Annotated in this window: 19 protein-coding genes; 9 read left to right on the forward strand and 10 right to left on the reverse strand. The window is 62.2% G+C overall.

Annotation, left to right across the window (positions count from 1 at the left end; genetic code table 11):
* Positions 1-214: 214 nt before the first annotated feature.
* A complete protein-coding gene (gene glpX / locus PG892_RS12655; protein ID WP_039040467.1) occupies positions 215-1225 on the reverse strand; it encodes a class II fructose-bisphosphatase in 1011 nt (336 codons plus the stop codon).
* A gap of 218 nt (positions 1226-1443) precedes the next feature.
* Here glpX and PG892_RS12660 point away from each other — a divergent pair, with 218 nt between their 5' ends.
* A complete protein-coding gene (locus tag PG892_RS12660) occupies positions 1444-2502 on the forward strand; it encodes a porin (RefSeq protein WP_029313567.1) in 1059 nt (352 codons plus the stop codon).
* 59 nt (positions 2503-2561) lie between these two features.
* On the opposite strand, the gene PG892_RS12665 is transcribed toward PG892_RS12660, so the two are convergent.
* The gene (locus PG892_RS12665; protein ID WP_270825450.1) at positions 2562-3299 is read right to left on the reverse strand and encodes a class I SAM-dependent methyltransferase; all 738 of its coding nucleotides are present in this window, start codon (positions 3297-3299) and stop codon (positions 2562-2564) included.
* A gap of 470 nt (positions 3300-3769) precedes the next feature.
* Positions 3770-4252, reverse strand: coding sequence for a GNAT family N-acetyltransferase (locus PG892_RS12670; protein WP_128273501.1), 483 nt, complete (start codon positions 4250-4252; stop codon positions 3770-3772).
* 272 nt (positions 4253-4524) lie between these two features.
* On the opposite strand from PG892_RS12670, the gene PG892_RS12675 reads away from it, so the two are divergent.
* From PG892_RS12675 to PG892_RS12685, 3 genes are all read left to right on the forward strand, one after another.
* The gene (locus PG892_RS12675; RefSeq protein ID WP_270825451.1) at positions 4525-6567 is read left to right on the forward strand and encodes a TonB-dependent receptor; all 2043 of its coding nucleotides are present in this window, start codon (positions 4525-4527) and stop codon (positions 6565-6567) included.
* Between the two features lie 65 nt (positions 6568-6632).
* A complete protein-coding gene (locus tag PG892_RS12680) occupies positions 6633-7253 on the forward strand; it encodes a PepSY-associated TM helix domain-containing protein (RefSeq protein ID WP_161957714.1) in 621 nt (206 codons plus the stop codon).
* A 176-nt stretch (positions 7254-7429) separates the two neighbouring features.
* A complete protein-coding gene (locus PG892_RS12685; RefSeq protein WP_270825452.1) occupies positions 7430-8467 on the forward strand; it encodes an acyltransferase in 1038 nt (345 codons plus the stop codon).
* On the opposite strand, the gene PG892_RS12690 is transcribed toward PG892_RS12685, so the two are convergent.
* The gene (locus PG892_RS12690; protein ID WP_160838154.1) at positions 8439-8795 is read right to left on the reverse strand and encodes a winged helix-turn-helix transcriptional regulator; all 357 of its coding nucleotides are present in this window, start codon (positions 8793-8795) and stop codon (positions 8439-8441) included. The two genes, PG892_RS12685 and PG892_RS12690, sit on opposite strands and share 29 nt — an antisense overlap.
* A 121-nt stretch (positions 8796-8916) precedes the next feature.
* Between PG892_RS12690 and PG892_RS12695 the strand changes: the two genes are divergently transcribed.
* Positions 8917-9222 (forward strand): monooxygenase, encoded by a 306-nt coding sequence (locus tag PG892_RS12695; protein ID WP_128296856.1) that lies wholly within the window; start codon positions 8917-8919, stop codon positions 9220-9222.
* Between the two features lie 12 nt (positions 9223-9234).
* Here PG892_RS12695 and PG892_RS12700 read toward each other — a convergent pair whose 3' ends face one another.
* Positions 9235-9849: an outer membrane beta-barrel protein gene (locus PG892_RS12700; protein ID WP_029313562.1), complete on the reverse strand. Its 615-nt coding sequence runs from the start codon at positions 9847-9849 to the stop codon at positions 9235-9237.
* A gap of 201 nt (positions 9850-10050) precedes the next feature.
* On the opposite strand from PG892_RS12700, the gene PG892_RS12705 reads away from it, so the two are divergent.
* A complete protein-coding gene (locus tag PG892_RS12705) occupies positions 10051-10689 on the forward strand; it encodes an exopolysaccharide biosynthesis protein (protein ID WP_010672675.1) in 639 nt (212 codons plus the stop codon).
* Between the two features lie 63 nt (positions 10690-10752).
* Here PG892_RS12705 and PG892_RS12710 read toward each other — a convergent pair whose 3' ends face one another.
* Both PG892_RS12710 and PG892_RS12715 read right to left on the reverse strand, forming a co-directional pair.
* Positions 10753-11643, reverse strand: a complete 891-nt coding sequence (locus tag PG892_RS12710) for a sensor domain-containing diguanylate cyclase (protein WP_270825453.1) — start codon at positions 11641-11643, stop codon at positions 10753-10755.
* A gap of 328 nt (positions 11644-11971) precedes the next feature.
* Positions 11972-12556 carry a penicillin-binding protein activator LpoB gene (locus tag PG892_RS12715; protein WP_270825454.1) on the reverse strand — a complete coding sequence of 195 codons (585 nt, stop codon included), beginning with the start codon at positions 12554-12556 and terminating at the stop codon, positions 11972-11974.
* A gap of 222 nt (positions 12557-12778) precedes the next feature.
* Between PG892_RS12715 and PG892_RS12720 the strand changes: the two genes are divergently transcribed.
* The 3 genes from PG892_RS12720 (at position 12779) to PG892_RS12730 (ending at position 14631) form a co-directional block, all read left to right on the forward strand.
* Positions 12779-13414 carry a Vat family streptogramin A O-acetyltransferase gene (locus PG892_RS12720; RefSeq protein ID WP_270825455.1) on the forward strand — a complete coding sequence of 212 codons (636 nt, stop codon included), beginning with the start codon at positions 12779-12781 and terminating at the stop codon, positions 13412-13414.
* Between the two features lie 208 nt (positions 13415-13622).
* Positions 13623-14165: a superinfection exclusion B family protein gene (locus tag PG892_RS12725; protein ID WP_197970412.1), complete on the forward strand. Its 543-nt coding sequence runs from the start codon at positions 13623-13625 to the stop codon at positions 14163-14165.
* Between the two features lie 91 nt (positions 14166-14256).
* Positions 14257-14631: a hypothetical protein gene (locus tag PG892_RS12730; protein ID WP_146042885.1), complete on the forward strand. Its 375-nt coding sequence runs from the start codon at positions 14257-14259 to the stop codon at positions 14629-14631.
* Between the two features lie 694 nt (positions 14632-15325).
* On the opposite strand, the gene thiH is transcribed toward PG892_RS12730, so the two are convergent.
* From thiH to thiS, 3 genes are all read right to left on the reverse strand, one after another.
* Positions 15326-16597, reverse strand: coding sequence for a 2-iminoacetate synthase ThiH (gene thiH, locus PG892_RS12735; RefSeq protein WP_270825456.1), 1272 nt, complete (start codon positions 16595-16597; stop codon positions 15326-15328).
* Positions 16594-17361 carry a thiazole synthase gene (locus PG892_RS12740; protein WP_270825457.1) on the reverse strand — a complete coding sequence of 256 codons (768 nt, stop codon included), beginning with the start codon at positions 17359-17361 and terminating at the stop codon, positions 16594-16596. The genes thiH and PG892_RS12740 overlap by 4 nt, the downstream gene beginning before the upstream one ends.
* 85 nt (positions 17362-17446) lie before the next feature.
* Complete coding sequence (gene thiS, locus PG892_RS12745; protein ID WP_039040452.1) at positions 17447-17647, reverse strand: sulfur carrier protein ThiS; 201 nt, start codon at positions 17645-17647, stop codon at positions 17447-17449.
* Positions 17648-17649: the final 2 nt, after the last annotated feature.

The raw sequence follows: 17649 nt of genomic DNA on the forward strand, positions 1-17649 counted from the left end.
GCCTTGCCCCCTCAACTCAAATCCAATTTATGAATAATCAGTCAAAAAAGTGCTTATCTGAACAGCATTGCGGCAGTGCCGGGCTTTTTGCTGCGGGAGTCAGCACATCACAGGATGATGTCGCGTACCACGCTGTCCTTGCGATCCAGGAAGTGGATCGACTTGATGCGACGGCATGAGAGTTCGCGACTTGCCGCCACCGCCATCCTCCTGCTTACAGGATGATGTCGCGTACCACGCTGTCCTTGCGATCCAGGAAGTGGATCGACTTGATACGACGTATGGTGCGCGATTTACCGCGGATCAGCAGGGTCTCGGTGGTCGCCATGACGCCGTCGCTGGTGATCCCTTCCAGCAGATCACCCTTGGTGATGCCGGTGGCCGAGAAGATGACGTTGTCATTCTTGGCCAGATCTTCGAGCTTGAGCACCTTGCTCACGTCGATGCCCAGCTCCTCGCAGCGCGCGATCTCCTGTTCACCCAGGGCGCGAACCTCGGGGCTGTCACCCTTGACCTGGTGGCGGGGGATCAGACGAGCCTGCATGTCGCCGTCCAGGGCGCGGATCACCGCGGCGGAGATCACCCCTTCCGGCGCGCCACCGATGCCGTAGAGCATGTCCACTTCGCTGTCCGGCAGACAGGTGAGGATGGAAGCGGCCACGTCACCGTCGGGAATGGCGAACACCCGCACCCCCAGGCCCTGCATCTCCTTGATCGCCTTGTCATGACGCGGCTTGGCCAGGGTGATGACGGTCAGACGGGAGAGGGGCTTGCCGAGCGCCTTGGCCACGGCCTTGAGGTTCAGCTCCAGGGCCTGATCGAGATCGATGGCGCCTCTCGCCTTGGGGCCCACGATCAGCTTTTCCATGTACATGTCGGGGGCCTTGAGGAAGGATCCCTTGTCGCCCACCGCCAGCACGGCCAGGGCATTGGCCTGACCCATGGCAGTCATGCGGGTCCCCTCGATGGGGTCGACCGCGATGTCCACGGCGTCGCCCTGACCCGTGCCCACCTTCTCGCCGATGTAGAGCATGGGGGCTTCGTCAATCTCCCCTTCGCCGATCACAATCTCGCCATCGATCTGGATCTGATTGAGGATGTGACGCATGGCCGCCACGGCCGCGCCATCGGCGATATTCTTGTCACCACGTCCGAGCCACTTGTAGCCAGCCAGTGCAGCCGCTTCCGTCACTCGGGAAAATTCGATTGCCAGTTCACGTCTCATCGCATATCCAACCTTAGGAGCTCGAAAACGGGCGGCATTCTACCACAAGGGCAAACCTTTGCGCGTAAAAGTGGCGACCAGCCACATAAATCCCGGTTTTCATCCCGCTGACATGGAACCGACACGGTTTGTTCATTGCACGGTCACCCGACTGTCATCTGTCACTTCTAGCATGGCCCCGTCTTTTAAAACAAAAGCTTGCAACACAAGGGATCATGATGAAAAAGCTGACAGTAGTAGCATTGGCTCTTACCGCCGCCTTCCAGGCTCAAGCCGTTGAAGTGTACAAAAACGAGAGCACCCTGCTCGACCTCTACGGCCGCATCTACGCCGGCCAGTTCTTCGGCGAGAAGAAAGAGCTGGACGCCAACGGTGACATCAAAAACGAATACAGCGACAAGCAGGGGGCCAACCAGTTTGTCCGTCTGGGCGCCAAGGTAGAGAGCGAGATCAACCCGGGTCTCAAGGCGCTGGCCCAGTACGAACTGCAGATGTACATCAACGACAGCGAGAAGACCGTCAGCGAGAACTCCGACAACCTGCGTACCCGTCTGGCGTTCGCCGGTGTCGGCGCCAACTGGGGGACCGTCACCTTCGGTCGCCAGAAGGGGGCTCCTGGCTTCCTGGCGGACTGGACTGACGTCTCCCTCTCCGACGGTTACGGCAACGAGGCACTGGGCGCCAAGACCGACACCTTCGCCACCAACCGCGCCGGCTCCGTGCTGAAGTACTCCGGCCTGTTCAACGGTTTCCAGGTAGATACCAGCTACAAGTTCGATGGCGGTGACACCGAAGAGACCTCCAGCAAGGACAGCGATGCCGCCTACGGTGCCGCCGTGGCCTACACCTTCCCGTTCAACCTCTCCCTGGGGACCGCCTACAACGTGGGCATCCGCGACAAGAGCGGTGAAGAGGATGCCAAGCTGTGGCTGCTCTCCGCCAAGTACGACAACAAGGCCCTCTACGCCGCCCTGAGCTATGCCGACGGCAGCGACTTCCTGGCCACCGGCAAGGATCACACCGGCTGGGAAGGGGCGCTGGGTTACAACTTCGAGAGCGGCTTCGGCCTGATGGCCCTGTGGAACAAGCAGAAGGTGGAGCAGGCTGGCAAGTCTGACTACGACTCCATCGACTACTACACCCTGGGTGCCCAGTACAAGTTCAACAAGAACCTGCGCGTCATCGGCGAGTACCGCATCAACAACCTCGACAGCCATGACAGCGGCAAGCTCAACACCAAGGATGACTTCCAGCTGGCGGCCCGCTACGACTTCTAAGTCGGCAACCACCTGACGACACGGCGCGCAGAGCACTCTGCGCGCCGTTTTTTATTGCGTCAGGCCAGGGATTTGTACGCCGACACCAGCAACAGCATGGGGCGCTCCGCCTCCTCCGCCAGGGCCGGGTTGGCCGCAATCTGCGCCGCCGTCGGCCCCCACTCCTCCACGCGGCGGATCTGGAACCCGGCGGCGACAAGGGCATTGAGGTAGGTGCCCAGGGTGCGGTGATACTTGATCACCCCCTCCGCCAGCCAGTTGCTGACCCGCTTGCCCTCCGCCTGATAGCCGTTGACGGGCCAGGAGCGGCGTCCCTCTGCATCCACCAGCCAGCCCTGCGGCTGCGGGCAGGTGAAGATGGGGTGCTCCACCGAGAACACCAGGCTGCCGCCAGCCACCAGCGCACGGTGGATCTCCGCAAACAGCGGCGCCACCTCGGGCAGGTAGTGCAGCGCCAAGGAGCTGTAAATGAGATCGAAAGGCTCATCGGACAGCGCAAGACCGTCCAGATCCCCCTGCCGATAGCGGATGGCCTCATCCCGGGTCAGCTCGGCGGCACGGGCCAGCATCTTCGCGGAGAGATCGATACCGACCACATCGGCAGCCCCGAGATCTCTGGCTGCCCGGCAGAACCAGCCATAACCGCAGCCCAGATCCAGCACCCGCTTGCCGGCAAGATCCGGCAGCATGGCGTGCAGCGCCGGCCACTCCGGCGCCCCCGCCAGCCCGTGAAAGGAGCGTGGCAGTTGGGCATAGCCCTCAAAAAACCCTGGTTCGTCATAGATATTTTGTGACATTGCACTGTTTCCTCTTGAAGATGGTCAGCCTCTCTGGCCGACGACCCGGCCCTTGCCAAGCATACCCGTCGGTCATGACAGACCATAAAAAAAGCAGAGACCCGGGCGGGCCTCTGCTCTGTCTCGCACCCGCAGCCTGGCTGCGGGACAACAAAAAAGGCCATAGACGAGGCAACGTCTATGGCCTTGGTTCAGTCGTGCATCAAGGTCACGGCTCCCGCGAGGTAGCGAGATCCGGTCGTCACTGCACGATGAATGGATGGGAGCTCTGGGCCTCCACCGGCTCCGGACAATGCTTCATCGTGCGCATCTGTACGGAGTTCATTCGGGTCACTCGCTGATCCGAAGCATAAAGGGTCATGTCACTCACCCGGCCGGGCCGGTTCCATCAACACATTGAAAAATCTGGTGCCACTCTAGGGGCCAGGAGTCTCAGAGGCAAGCCCGGCAGATCATGTTTGCCGACCCTCTCACCCCAGCTTCTTCTGCCAGAACAGGGCCCGGCCCACCTCGGGATCGAGCTCATAACCCGCAAAGCCGCTGGCGCGATAGGCAGCCTGCGCCACCTTGTTCCCCTCCAGCACCTCCAGGGTCAGCTTGCAGCAACCGAGTTCCCGGGCGAGCCGCTCCGCCTCCGCCAACAGCCGCTTGCCGATGCCCTGGCCGCGATGGGCAGGGTGCACCGCCATGTCGTGGATATTGAGCAGCGGCTGACAGGCGAAGGTCGAGAAGCCCTCGAAGCAGGTGGCAACGCCAGCGGGCTCCCCATCGACCCAAGCCAGCAGCACATGGGCACCGGGTCGCGCGGCCAGGGCTTCGGCCAGATTCGCCTTCACCTCGTCCGCCAGTGCATTGCCGCCCCCCATCTCGTCCCTGGCGTATTCGTCCAGCATCGCGATCAGCGCCTCGCCGTGGCGAGGGTTGTGCAGATCCGCCCTGATGATCTCGACCATGTTTCTCTCCCTGTGTGTTCCGGATGGTGCGCCAAGGCGCGAGGCCACCATGGTAGCGTCCCCTCCGAACCGAACCAAGGCTCCCCCGGCCTTTTCCCCGAGATTCCAGCCCCCTCAGTGCCTGCCCGCCAATGATCTCTTTTTCTTGCATCTTCTCCTTGCAAGGCAAATGAAAATCAATATCATTAGCAACCTCTCGCGATGAGAGAAATCAATAATTACAAATAAATCAACAAGTTCAGGCCGATTGGTCGACAAAGAGTCACACCCAGATGAACCATTCCAACCCCACGCGCGCCTTGCTGGGCGTCGCCTTGCTGGCGGTTTGCACCAGCCCCCGTGCCGAAGACGAAACCCTGACCGTGGTCGGCAAACGCAGCCAACATGAAGAGGTCGCCACCGCGACCCGTACCGCCACCCCGGCCAAGCTGGTGCCCCAGAGCATCGAGAGCGTCAAGGCAAGCGAGCTGACCGCCTTCGGCCAGCCCACCCTGAGTGAAGCCCTGACCGGCATCCCTGGCGTCAACGCCAGCGGCGACACCCGCTTTGACGGCGTCACCATCCGCGGTTTCAGCGCCAGCAACGACTTCTACCTCGACGGCCTGCGCGATGACATGCAATACACCCGCGACCTTGGCAACATCGAACGGGTCGAAGTGCTCAAGGGCCCCGCCGCCGTGCTCTACGGCCGTGGCAGCACGGGCGGCATCGTCAACCGGGTCAGCAAGGTTCCCCAGAAGGGGCAGGCCTCCAGCGTCAGCGCCCAGGTCGGCAGCTTCGACAGCCGACGCTTCGCCGCCGACCTCAACGGCGAGGCAGGAGAGCGGGTACAGGTGCGCCTGAACCTGGCCCAGGAAGACAAAGACAGCTTTCGCGACGACGTGACCAGCAAGCGCACCCTGCTGGCCCCCTCCGTCAACTGGGAGATCACCGACACCCTGAACTGGCTGGTGCAATACGAGCGCAACGAGCACGATCGCACCCCGGATCGCGGCATTCCCGGCGTCGATGGTCGCCCGGCGGATGTCCCCATCGAGAGCGTCTACAGCGACACACGCCGCGACTTCATCGACGATGTGGCCCAGTCCACCCGCTCCCGCTTCACCTGGGACATCAACGATCAGTGGCAACTGCGCCAGCAGCTCGGCTACACCACCCTCGACAGCCAGTTCGACAATACCTATGTCACCAGCGTCAAGGGTGACAAGGTGACCCGCGCCCGCTGGCAGCAGGATCTCAAGGCCAGCAGCCTCACCAGCAACACCGAGGCGGAAGGCCAGCTGCAAACCGGCCCCATCGCCCATCGTCTGCTGGTGGGCCTGGAGCAGGGCTGGCAGGATCGCACCCCCAAGCTCTACCAGAACGCCAACCCGATCCCGGCAGGCAACCTCTATGATCCGGGCTCCCTGCCCACCTACGACGGCGCCATGAAACTCTCCAGCGATGCCCATCACAGGGTACGCGGTGTCGGCCTCTATGTGCAGGATCAGCTCAGCCTGGGCGACTGGCACCTGCTGGCAGGCCTGCGCCGCGACGACTTCACCGTCACCAGCCGCCGCAACGACCTCGACAAGGAAGAGACCCTCTCGGTCACCAGCCTGAGTCCGCGCCTGGGCCTGGTGTGGAACCCCATCGAGGAGCATGCCTTCTACACCTCCTACAGCAAGACCTTCACCCCGGTGGGCGGTGAGCTTATCGGCATCACCCCGGGGGACAAGAACAACAACCTGGATCCCCAGCACACCCGGCTCTATGAAGGGGGCGTGAAGAGCGACTGGCTGAACGGCCGCCTCGCCACCACCTTCTCTCTCTACCGGCTGGAGATGTACAACAAACGCAGCAAGGATCCGCTGGATCCCACCCGGGTGATCCTCACCGGTCTGCAGCGCACCGACGGCATCGAGCTGAGCGCCCGTGCCCAGCTGACCGACGAGATCTATCTGCGCGGCGGCGTCGCCATCCAGGATGCCGAGCAGGTCAAGGCAGACGCGGACCTGCAAGGCAAGCGACCGATGAACGTCTCCCGCCAGAACGGCCAGCTGTTCGCCGGCTACCAGAGCGGCAAGCAGGGCTGGTTCGGCGAGACCGGGGTGACGGCGGTGGGGGATCGCTTCGCCGACAACGCCAACACCACCACCTTGCCCGGTTACGCCCGCTTCGACGCCCGTGCCGGCTACCGCTGGCCCCAGTGGGAAGCTCAGCTGAGCGTGGAGAACCTGACCGATCACGACTACTTCGTCAGCGCCACCAGCGCGGCCCAGATCATGCCGGGTACGCCCCGTCAGCTGCACCTGACCGCCGCCTACCGCTTCTGATCCTCCCTGTTTACCGACCCCTCTGGCCAGCGTTCGCTGGCCAGATTGTTATGAAGCACCGAACGATGACACGCAGAAAACTCCCCCTGCACAACAACAAGTGGGTGCGCCGCATCCACGCCTGGGCAGGCTTTGCCACCCTCACCCTGATGCTGCTCTACGGCCTCACCGGCCTCTGGCTGCAACACAGGGCCGTGCTGCCCCTGCCCGGTCCCCACACCGCCAAATCGAGCGAAGAGATAGTACTGAGCACGCCGCTGGCCAGCCCGGATGAACTGAAAGCCCTGCTGCAACAGCGTTATGCAGACATGTTCGAGGAGGGGCGACCCCAGATCACCCCGCCCCAGACCCTGCCCACACCATCCGGCTCTCTCACCCTGCCGGCCCGCTGGGAGCTGCGCGGCGTCACCCTCAGCCAGAGCGTGGCCGCCAGCTATGTGGAAGGCACTCTGCTGGTGCGCACCGAGCTGCAGCAGGCCAACTTCGCTGCCAGCCTCAACCGGCTGCACCGTGGCATGGGCACCGGCCTGCCCTGGCAACTGGTGGGAGATCTGGCGGCCCTGGCCATGCTGCTGCTGGCCCTCACCAGCCTGCTGATGTGGAACAAGCTGCACGGCCCCGCCGGTCGCGGCATCACCCTGCTGCTGCTGGGCGCCCTGGTCACCGTGCTGGTGGCCCTGCTCTAGCCCTTTTACCGACACCAAAACGGGATCCCGCTCCCGGCGGCGGTAACCTTGCCCGCACCTCGGGTAACAAAGGGTAACCGGCCGCCGATGGGGGTCACAGTTGGCGACCAGGCGGCTGGATAGGGAGCGCCTGCGGCTGATAGGGTGCGCCCAGCTCCCGAACGCCGCGAGGAATCATGCGTATCTCCAGCATCGAATGCGGGCGAGTGGTGGCCATCCTGGCCGTGATGACCATCCATCTCTCCCCCTTCAGCAACCCCTTCGACCCCGCCCTGTGGGACGGCACGCCCTACCCTCTGGTCGGGGCCGTCATCAACCAGCTCTGCCGCTTCGCGGTGCCGCTGTTCTTCCTGTGCGCCGGTTACTTCTTGCAACCCGCCCTCGCCGCGGGCCACCCGCTGACGGTCGCACTGCGCTACTGCCGACCCCTGCTGGGGCTCTGGCTGGCGTGGAGCCTGCTCTACGTGCTGATACCCTTCAACCCGCTCGCGGCGGTGAGCGAGGGCTACCTGCCCGCCATGGCGGGCCAGTGGCAGATGCAGCTTGGGGATCCGCTCAACGTCTGGTGGGTGGGCGGCATGATCCACCTATGGTTCCTACCCGCCCTGATGGTGGCGGTGCTGATCCTGGGGCTCTGCCAGCAGGTCCGCCTGCCGAGGCTGGCCCTGCTGCTGGGGGCCCTGCTCTACGGCCTGGCCCTGATAGGCGGCTCCTATGGCCCGCTGCTGCCGGGGGGCGAGTGGGCCCTGCTGACCCGCAACGGCCCCTTCTTCTCCCTGCTGTTCGTGGCGCTTGGCGCCGAGCTGCGCCTGCGTGCCTGGCAGCCGGACGCCAGGCGCTGCGCCCTGATGATGATGGCGGGGATGGGGCTCTACGCCCTGGAGGCCGCAGGGCTGCTGCGCGTTGCCGCCGTCCCCCTCGCTCGTCACGATTTCCTGCTGGGTTCGCTCCCCTGGGCGCTGGGGCTGTTCGGCCTGCTGCTGGCCAACCCCGCATGGGGCAAAGGCAGCTGGCTGGAGCGCCAGGCCCCCAAGGTGCTCGGCCTCTACTGTCTGCACATGATGCTGGTGGTGTGGCTGATGATCTTCGGCCCCCAGGGCAAACAGGTGTGGTGGGAACTCCTCAAGGTACCCGCGCTGCTGGCGCTCACTCTGCTCGGCTACCGACTGCTGGCGGCCACCGCCCTCAGCCGCTGGTTGCTGCGGGCTCGCTAGAAACAGGACCCTGACCAGCCAGCAGATCAACGTGGTTCAGCGCAAAATCGTGCATCTGCTGAAGCAGGGGGATCAGGGCGACGCCAAGCGGGCTCAGGCTGTACTCCACCCTGGGCGGTACGTCGGGGTAGAGGGTGCGGATGATGACACCGTCGCTCTCCAGCTCCTTGAGCTGGGCGGTGAGCACCTTCTGGCTCACCTCGGGCAGGCAGCGGCGCAGGTCGCCAAAACGCAGGGTCTGTTCGCGCAGATGAAACAGAATGGCCGGCTTCCATTTGCCGGTCAGCAGGCGCAATACCTGATAGGCGGGACAGAGCAGTGAGGGCACGGTATGGCTCGTGAGTGGTTACTTTTCGGTAACTATGCCACGAAAATGTGCCTTCTTGCAGCCAAGATGCCGGCCTCCTATGATGCGGATTCCGTCAATCAACACCCACGAGAGGTTTATGATGCCCAGCCTGCTGCAGATCCATTTCAACTTCCCCGCCGAGATGATGGGACCGGCCCTCACTGCTGCGGCCATGCCGTTGGCCGACTCCATCACCCGGGAGCCGGGCTTCATCTCCAAGATCTGGACCGAGAACCCGCGCACCGGCGAGGCGGGCGGCATCTATCTGTTCGAGGATGAGGGGAGTGCCCTCGCCTACGCCACCATGCATGAGCAGCGGGTGCTCGCCATGGGCGCCAGCGCGGTGCAGTACAAGGTGTTCGACGTCAACGAGCCCCTCAGCCGCGTCACCAAGGGCATCGCCTAGTCCGAGCGGGGCTCAGAACCTCAGGGTCAAGCCGATATTGGCCTGCCACTGGGTGATCAGCTCCCCCCTCACCCGAAAGGCGCAGATCTCGGGGTTGCAGAGAAACTGGCTGTCGTCGTTGACCAGGGCACCATAACCGCGCACCTCGGCCCGCACGGCCAGATGTTCGGTCAGGCGCGGCTGCACCCCGAGGGCCAGGGACATGGAAGGGGCCGTCTCGCTGTCGTAGGCATCGAAGCGGGTGACCCCGATCCCGGCACCGATATAGGGGGCCATCAGGTTGTCCGAGAGAGTCAGGGCCCCGGCAAACTGCAGGGTGTCCACCGTCAGCCTGTCGGGCAGTTCGGGGGACACCCGGGTCGACTGGTGGCTGTAGAGCAGCTCCACCATGCCGGGGTCATCCACCTCCCTGCTGATGAAGAGCCCCCAGCTGCCGGAGTGCTCCCCTTGCAGGGTGTCGATGTCGCTCCCGTGCGGCGTGGGGGCCGGCTCGTCCATGGCCCGAAAGTCGATGGCCGAGCTGTATCCCGCAAAGGGAGTCAGCTGCCAGCCCGTCGCCGGGGGCTCGGCTGCCCAGCCCGCCAGGGGCAGCAGCAGCCCAGGCACCATCCCCATCGCTCCTCTCATGTGCTCATCCTTTGGTGAAAAGACCTGCGCACAGCATATCAGAGCGCCCGTCTCTCACACTGGACGGGGGCTGTACCAGCCCCATTGCCCCGCTCCCGATGGAAAAATCTGTGCTCCCCGGGGTTATTCATCCGGGATTAACCTCGGCCCCGTAAGCTGGCGGCGCCACAGCGGTGGCATCAACAAACGAGGATCTCAGGAATGGTTGCCGCGCAACTCAACGACCCCCAAAGCACGCTCTCCGATACCCTGAGGGCCACCGCCCACGCCATCGAGGAAAGCCACATCAGCCTGCGCCAGATGCTGGCCCTGGTGGGCGAGCAGGGCATGCTGCTGTTTTGCGTGCTGCTCACCGTTCCCTTCCTGCTGCCGGTTTCCATTCCCGGCGTCAGCACCCCCTTTGGCCTGCTGATCCTCTTCATCGGCATCGGCATTACCCTCAACCGGGTGCCCTGGCTGCCCGCCTTCCTGATGGAGCGCCGCTTCGCCGCCGAGCACCTCAAGCCGACCCTGCACAAGGGGGCGGATCTGCTGGCCCGCATCGACCGCTTCATCCGCCCGCGCCTGCTCATCCTGACCGGCAGCGTGACCATCAACCGCTGCAACGGCCTGCTCATCATGCTGGCCGCCCTGCTGCTGATGCTGCCGCTGGGCGCCATTCCCTTCACCAACGCCATGCCCGCCTGGGCCATCCTGCTGCTGGCCATCGGCATGTTGCAGCGGGACGGTCTCTTCGTCGCCCTCGGCTATGCTCTGGTCGCCGCCACCCTGGTCTGGTTCAGCGCCCTGGCCATCGGCCTGCTGATGGCGGGGCAGAATATCTCGACCCTGTTCGGCTGATCTGGCCCGGCCAAATGAAAGAGGGCGACCCCGGGTCGCCCTCTTTCCTGTTCACTGCGCCCCTCAGGACGCCCCATCGTGGGCCACCCGGTTGCGCCCGCCCCGCTTGGCCCGATAGAGCCACTCGTCCGCCCGGGCCAGCACGGTGCCAAGATCCTCTCCCGGCCGGATCAGGGTGGTGCCCAGGCTCACGGTCACGGGGGCGGGATCCGGTGCCATGGCCGCCACTGCGGCGCGGATCCGCTCCGCCACCTTCAGCAATATCCCCTCGTCTATCTGCGGCAGCAGGATCAGAAACTCCTCGCCACCGCTGCGCACGAAGAGATCCTCCCCCCGCAACTGGGCAGAGACGCACTCGCAGACCCGGCACAGGACCTTGTCACCGGTCTGGTGGCCGAAGCGATCGTTGATCTGCTTGAAGTGATCGAGATCCAGCATGATGAGGCCGGTGAGATGCTGCCCCTGCACCCTGTGGTGATACTGGTCGAAGAAGAAGTGGCGGTTGTAGAGGCCGGTGAGCTGATCCGTCTCCCCGAGCCGCTTGAGCCGCTGTTGCAGCTCGTGCTGGCGGGTGATGCTGCGGGTCATCCAGGTCACCGCCCGCTTCCCCTCATATAAAGAGGGCAAGGGCGCTATCTTGCCCTCGAAACGCTGCATTCCCTGGGGCCCGGCGTCGGCGTCGATGCCGTCCACCTCGGCGGGGGAGAGGTCATACTCCACCACCTGCACTTGGCCGCTGGCGAGGGCCTGAGCCACCTGCGCCATCACCCACTGCGCCTTGTCCTCGGGCAGCACGTCCAGCAGTTGTCTGCCGATCAGCGGGTTGCCGTTCTGGTAGGACTGCTGCTCCATCCCGCCGATGTACTCGATGTAGTAGCCATCTTCGCTGAGGATGAAAACGGGATCCGGCAACTGGGCCATCACTTCGTAGAGTTGTGCCACTGAGAGCGCCATCCGAGCTCCTTGCTATCCGTGGGAGTGGGTCCCTGTACTCCTGTTATACAAGACTCATGGAGTATCGCACAGGGGCAGAAAGCTGCCTGCCGGGCGGGAAGGATGCGGTCGGTGACGTGTTCACCGGACAAGCCTCCGGCAAAGTGAATGGTAGCAATTGGGGATGCTGTCAGAACCAGAGCTGTCAGACAGTCAGGAAGGTTTTTTTGCCTTCAGGCAGTGCGACATGCCAACCCCTGTGACGTCAGGGGCGCCATAGGGGTATTCCCGCCCCCAGACAAGGGGGGCAAGGCCGGATCCCGGTCAAGAGGGATCCGGCGAGCCGGCATCAGCGGGCAGCGGATCGACTGGCGTTCCAGAGCAGTTCGCCGCTCTTGAGATCCATCAGGCTCATGGCGAGCCGGTAGCGGCCCCCTTCAGAGAGGAGATCCCCGTAGAGCATGTAACCCGCCCCGGTCTGGCGACCCAGACGCACCAGGGAGGCGGGGTTCATGCCCCCCTGCTGGTATTCGAGCTGACCCGTGATGGCCACCACCTGGCCCGGGTCTGCGAAACGAAAGCCGCTATTGGCCTGAATGCGCTGGATCATGGCCACCGCCAGGGGCTGGGTGCTGAAGGCTTCACCTGTACCGTTCTGGGGCGCCATCAGCAGCAGTACCGGGCTGCTGCCCGCCAGTGCCTGCACATCGGCGGCCTTCAGGAAGTCATCGGCCAGGGCGACCGCCAGCCCCGTCGGTGCCACGGGTTTGGGAGCAGGCACCGGCTCGGCCTTGTCAGGCTCGGCCACGGGTTTCTCTGGTTTGGTCACCGGCTTGTCCGGCTCGCCGACCGGCGCAGGCGTCCCCCCATAGGGATTGACCGCACATCCGCCCAGCAGCAGGGCACCCACCATCAACAAGGAACGCAGCTTCATCTTTTCTCTCCGCCAGAAGTGTGCAAGGCGCACTTCGTCCATCATCCATTTTGACGGAGCCAGACTCCGCCGCCCCTCCATGCTAGAGACAAACCCGCCCCGGGTCGATGCGCACATGGGCAGGGGGCGACAGAGACTGGCGAAGCGGAGGGCACAAAAGGGTGGCAAGGCTCCACCCGATTCCGTTAGGGTAGCCAGAGCCCGGACCCCAGAGGAGCCCCCATGCACGGACCCGATCCCGCCAACCCCCACCCCATGAACGGCTTCCCCCAGGTGTGCTTTATCAAGAACACCATCAAGGGACCCAATATCGAGGTGGGTGACTACACCTATTACGACGACCCGGAGGATGCGGCGGGCTTCGAGCGCAACGTCCTCTACCACTTCCCCTTCATCGGCGACAAGCTCATCATCGGCAAGTTCTGCGCCATCGCCCGCGGGGTGAAGTTCATCATGAACGGCGCCAACCACCAGACCTCCGGCTTCTCCACCTACCCCTTCTTTATCTTCGGCAACGGCTGGGAGAGCGCCGCACCCGCCCCGGGCAGCCTCCCCTACAAGGGGGATACCGTCATCGGCAACGATGTCTGGATAGGCTATGACGCCCTGCTTATGCCGGGGGTCAAGGTCGGCAACGGCGCCATCATCGCCGCTCGCTCAGTGGTCACCACGGACGTGCCCGACTACGCCGTGGTCGGCGGCAACCCCGCCAAGGTGATCCGCTATCGCTTCGACGACGACACCATCGCCCGTTTGGGCGCCCTCGCCTGGTGGGACTGGCCGGTGGAGCGGATCAGCCGGAATTTGAACTTGATCGGCGGCGGGGAGATTAGTGAGTTGGAGACGGTGGGGTTATAGGGAGTAATCAGGGCGAATAGGGTAAGACTCGCATCAAAAAATGTGCGGCTGTAGTGGTAAAACGTCGTCACCAAGTAGGTGCAGCTCATAACAACACTGGGTATATCACATCAAAAGACTCCAATGCTTCATTCATAATTCCATCGGAAGTACACTGGTCTACATGTCATGATAGTAATTTTGATAGTTTTCAGGAGAAAGCGAAACAATGATTGATAAACTGACAGCGTTTTCTGACTATTTCATAAAGATACCAGCTGCATTCTTAGTAGCCATTATATCTGTTCTTGGTCTCATTTTATTTTTGCCAGAAGAATACTCTAAAACTCTAGCTGTAGACGGCTTTAGAAATGAATATAGAGTTTTTTTGGGCCCGGCTTTTTTACTCACGCTATCATTTTGCGCAGCCAGACTATTCCATTTTTTGATGCAGGGATATCGTCAGAGACAAACACTCAAGAAACGACAGGCGGTACTTCATAATTTGACTCCAGAGGAAAAAGGTTACCTGATAGCATACATAGAAGAACAGCAGAACACGGTTTATGTTGGTATAGATGATGGAGTAATGGCTGGACTACGTGCAAAAGGTATTACCTATCTGGCAGCAAGCATGGGGGACATGCTCAATGGCTTTGCATTTAATCTACAACCTTGGGCTCGTGAATATTTGGATAGGAATCCAAGCTTATTAGATGGCTATACTGGAGCTCCAATGACTCCGCGCCAAAAGTTGCATTCAAGATGGTAGACCTAACAAGTAAATTAACTACACACCTTCTACATCTATCATGGTAGAAACTACAACCGTCATTTAAGCGTTATGTTGAAGGAGAGTCTAGATGATTCGTAGCCTAAGAAAGGGACAGACATCAATTGAAATTTGGTACAAATATGGGGCTGACTCTATAGGCGCTAAACAAGCTGAGATTGAACTTATGGATAAGCATGCAATATTCCGAATTAGATTGTCTCCGGTGGATAAAAATCAATCACACGATGCTGATAACATTTTTATAGACAATCTAGAAACAATATCTAAGATTATAATTTGGGACGAGCATATTCGTAAGAACACTAGTAAATTCATCAATTCTCACTCGGAGAAAATTTCTTTTGTAAACCTTGAGATAGTTTATAAAAAAAGGCATGCATTTTCTTCTGGTTTAAGACCTCTAGATGAGGACGGTTTGGAATTTTATATAAAAAACACTTAACTAATTTCATTTTAACAACCGCGTAGCGGGGTTCAACAATATAAGTTCTTATAATGATATCTATCATAAAAGCAAAGACAGGAGCATTGCTCCTCCCTCTTATTCGCTGAGGCGAGCCCGCTTGTCCAGGCCGCGAGACAGGATGTCGAGCGAGCGGCGCGGGGCCATGGGCCAAATCGGAAAAGGGTGAGCGCAGCTCGACCCGATTTGGCGCGAGAACAGGGATGTTCGAAGCGGGCTTTGGGCGAAGCCATGGATGGCGAAGGCCAAAGGCCCGTCGGCGCGTGCCGTCGGACAAGCGGGTGAGCCGAAGGAACCCGGCAAAGTCGGGCGAATAAACGGGGAGAAGACCTTTGGTGCATTTTTTGATAAGAGCGGGTCTTTCCAAAGTCACTCGACCAAGCCCGAAGGGCGGGCGAAACCCCTTCGATGCCAACTGCCTCGCGTCCTGCACGGCAAAGCCGTGCCCCCCCCACACAACGGCCCCTGCCGCCAACGCGCCATACCTCGGAACGGACGATTACGCCTGACGGCTAATCGACCCTACGATGGCAATGAAATATCGCATCAAGACCCCTCCCCAGCCCTCCCCTTCGCAGGGGAGGGAGCCAAATCGTCGCCACCAACAAGGTGTGTGGCCGAACACCGCCCAACCATGCCGGGATGCCACCGGCAAAGGGGGGCGTGGCCGCCCCTATCGGCCCAGGAAGGGTTCCCAGTCCTTGAACACCGGCTGCAAACCCGCCTGCCGCACGGCGGCGGCCACCTCCCCCACCGGGCGGTCGTCGTGGATGGCGAACTGCTCCAGCTCCTCTTTATCCCCCTCGGCATAGCCACCCGGCTGGGTACGCGACTCGGCCGACATCTGGGTGATGCCAAGACGCACCGCGCCGTTGCGAAAGGTGGCGGACTCGCGGGTGGAGAGGGACAAATCCAGCGTGGGCGAGAAGAGACGCCATGCGCAGATAAGCTGGGCCAGTTGGCGATCCGACATGACCACGGCAGGCTCCAGCCCACCGGTGCAGGGGCGCAGGCGCGGGAAGGAGAGCGAGTAGCGGCTCTGCCAGTGGTGGCGCTCAAGCCAGGCGAGGTGCTCGGCGACGAAGTAGCTGTCGGCACGCCAGTCCGCAGAGAGACCGATGAGCGCCCCCAGCCCTATCTTGTCGATACCGGCGCGGCCGAGCCGATCCGGCGTGGCGAGGCGCCATGCGATGTCCTGCTTGTTGCCGCGCAGGTGATGGCGGGCATAGGTGGGGGCGTGGTAGGTCTCCTGATAGACCATGACCGAATCGAGGCCGAGGGTTTTCAGCTCGGCGTACTCGGCTTGCGAGAGGGGCTGCACCTCCATCCCCACCGTGCTGAAGTGACGGCGGATGATGGGCATCACCTCGCGAAAATAGGCGAGCCCCACCTTGTGCTCGTGCTCGCCGGTCACCAGCAGCACGCTGTCAAAACCCCGCGCCTTGATGGCCAGACACTCGCGCTCAATCTCCTCGCTATTCAAAGTCTTTCGCTTCAAGCGGTTGCTCATGGAGAAGCCGCAGTAGGTGCAGTCGTTGGCACAGAGGTTCGACAGATAGAGCGGCACATAGAAGCCGATGGTGTTGCCAAAGCGCTGGCGGGTCAGGCGCTCGGCTTCGGCTGCCATCTGCGGCAAATACGCCTCGGCGGCTGGCGAGATCAGCGCCATAAAATCGCTCAGGGTGCGGCGGGAGGTAGTCAGCGCCCGCTCTACATCGGCGGCGGTCTTGGCGCGGATCTGCATGCCGATATCGTCCCACTCCAGCTCCTGCCATCTATCGAGAAAACTCTCCGACTTTCTCTCAACCCCCTCCCGGCCTCCCCCTTCACAAGGGGGAGGTGTTAATCCGCCCCCCCGATCTCCTACTTCACAAGAGGGCGGAGTCGACACTCCCTCCCCTGGCAAGGGGAGGGTCGGGGTGGGGTCATTGGCATGCTGACTCATAACGCCCCCAGAAAATCGGTAAGCGGGCTGGAGGCTTGGGCCTGCAGGGCGCGGGCGCCGAGGCCTGCCTTATAGGCACTGCGTCCGGCAGTGCTGGCCAGCGCAAAAGCGCGGCCCATGGCGATCGGGTCGCCGCTCACCGCGATGGCGGTGTTGACCAACACGGCATCGGCGCCCAGCTCAAAGGCGGCGGCCGCATGGCTCGGTGCACCGATCCCCGCATCCACCACCACGGGCACATTGGCCTGCTCGATGATGATGGAGAGAAACTCCCGGGTCACCAGCCCCTGATTGGAACCGATGGGGGCGCCCAGCGGCATCACGGCGGCGCAACCCACCTCTTCGAGCCGTTTGCACAGCACGGGGTCGGCACCGCAGTAGGGCAGCACCACAAAGCCCTCTTTCACCAGCTGCTCGGCGGCTTTGAGCGTCTCGATGGGGTCTGGCAGCAGGTAGCGGGGATCGGGGTGGATCTCGAGCTTGAGCCAGTTCGTCCCCAGCGCCTCGCGGGCGAGGTGGGCGGCAAATACCGCCTCGGCGGCGGTCTTTGCCCCCGAGGTGTTGGGCAACAACTTGACCCCGAGTTGCCGAAGGGGCGTGAGGATATCGTCGTGGGCCTTGCCCGGTTCGAGCCGCTTGATGGCCATGGTGACCAGCTGGGAGCCACTTGCCTCGATGGCGGCGGCCATCAGTTCCGGGCGGGCAAACTTGCCGGTGCCGGTGAAGAGGCGCGAAGAGAAGGTGTGATCGGCAATCTTGAGCATGTCAGCCTCCCGCCACAGTGGTAAGAAGAGATGAAGTGCCGCCGCAAGGCAGAACACGCGAAGATGGGACTGCGAGCATCATGGGTCAGCCTCCGGCAATGGCGGTGAAGAGGTGAAGTTCGTCCCCGTCATTGAGACGGGTCTCGGCCCAGCGGCCACGGGGCAGCACGGCGCCGTTGAGGGCCACCGCTACCCCCTGAGGGGGAATCTCCTGCACCGCCAGCAGCTCAGTCAGGCGCTGGCCGGTGGGCAGCGTCAGCTCGATATCGTTCAATCGGATCTTCATGG

The sequence above is a fragment of the Aeromonas sp. QDB68 genome, assembly GCF_027707405.1.
In the GTDB taxonomy this organism is placed as follows: domain Bacteria; phylum Pseudomonadota; class Gammaproteobacteria; order Enterobacterales; family Aeromonadaceae; genus Aeromonas; species Aeromonas caviae.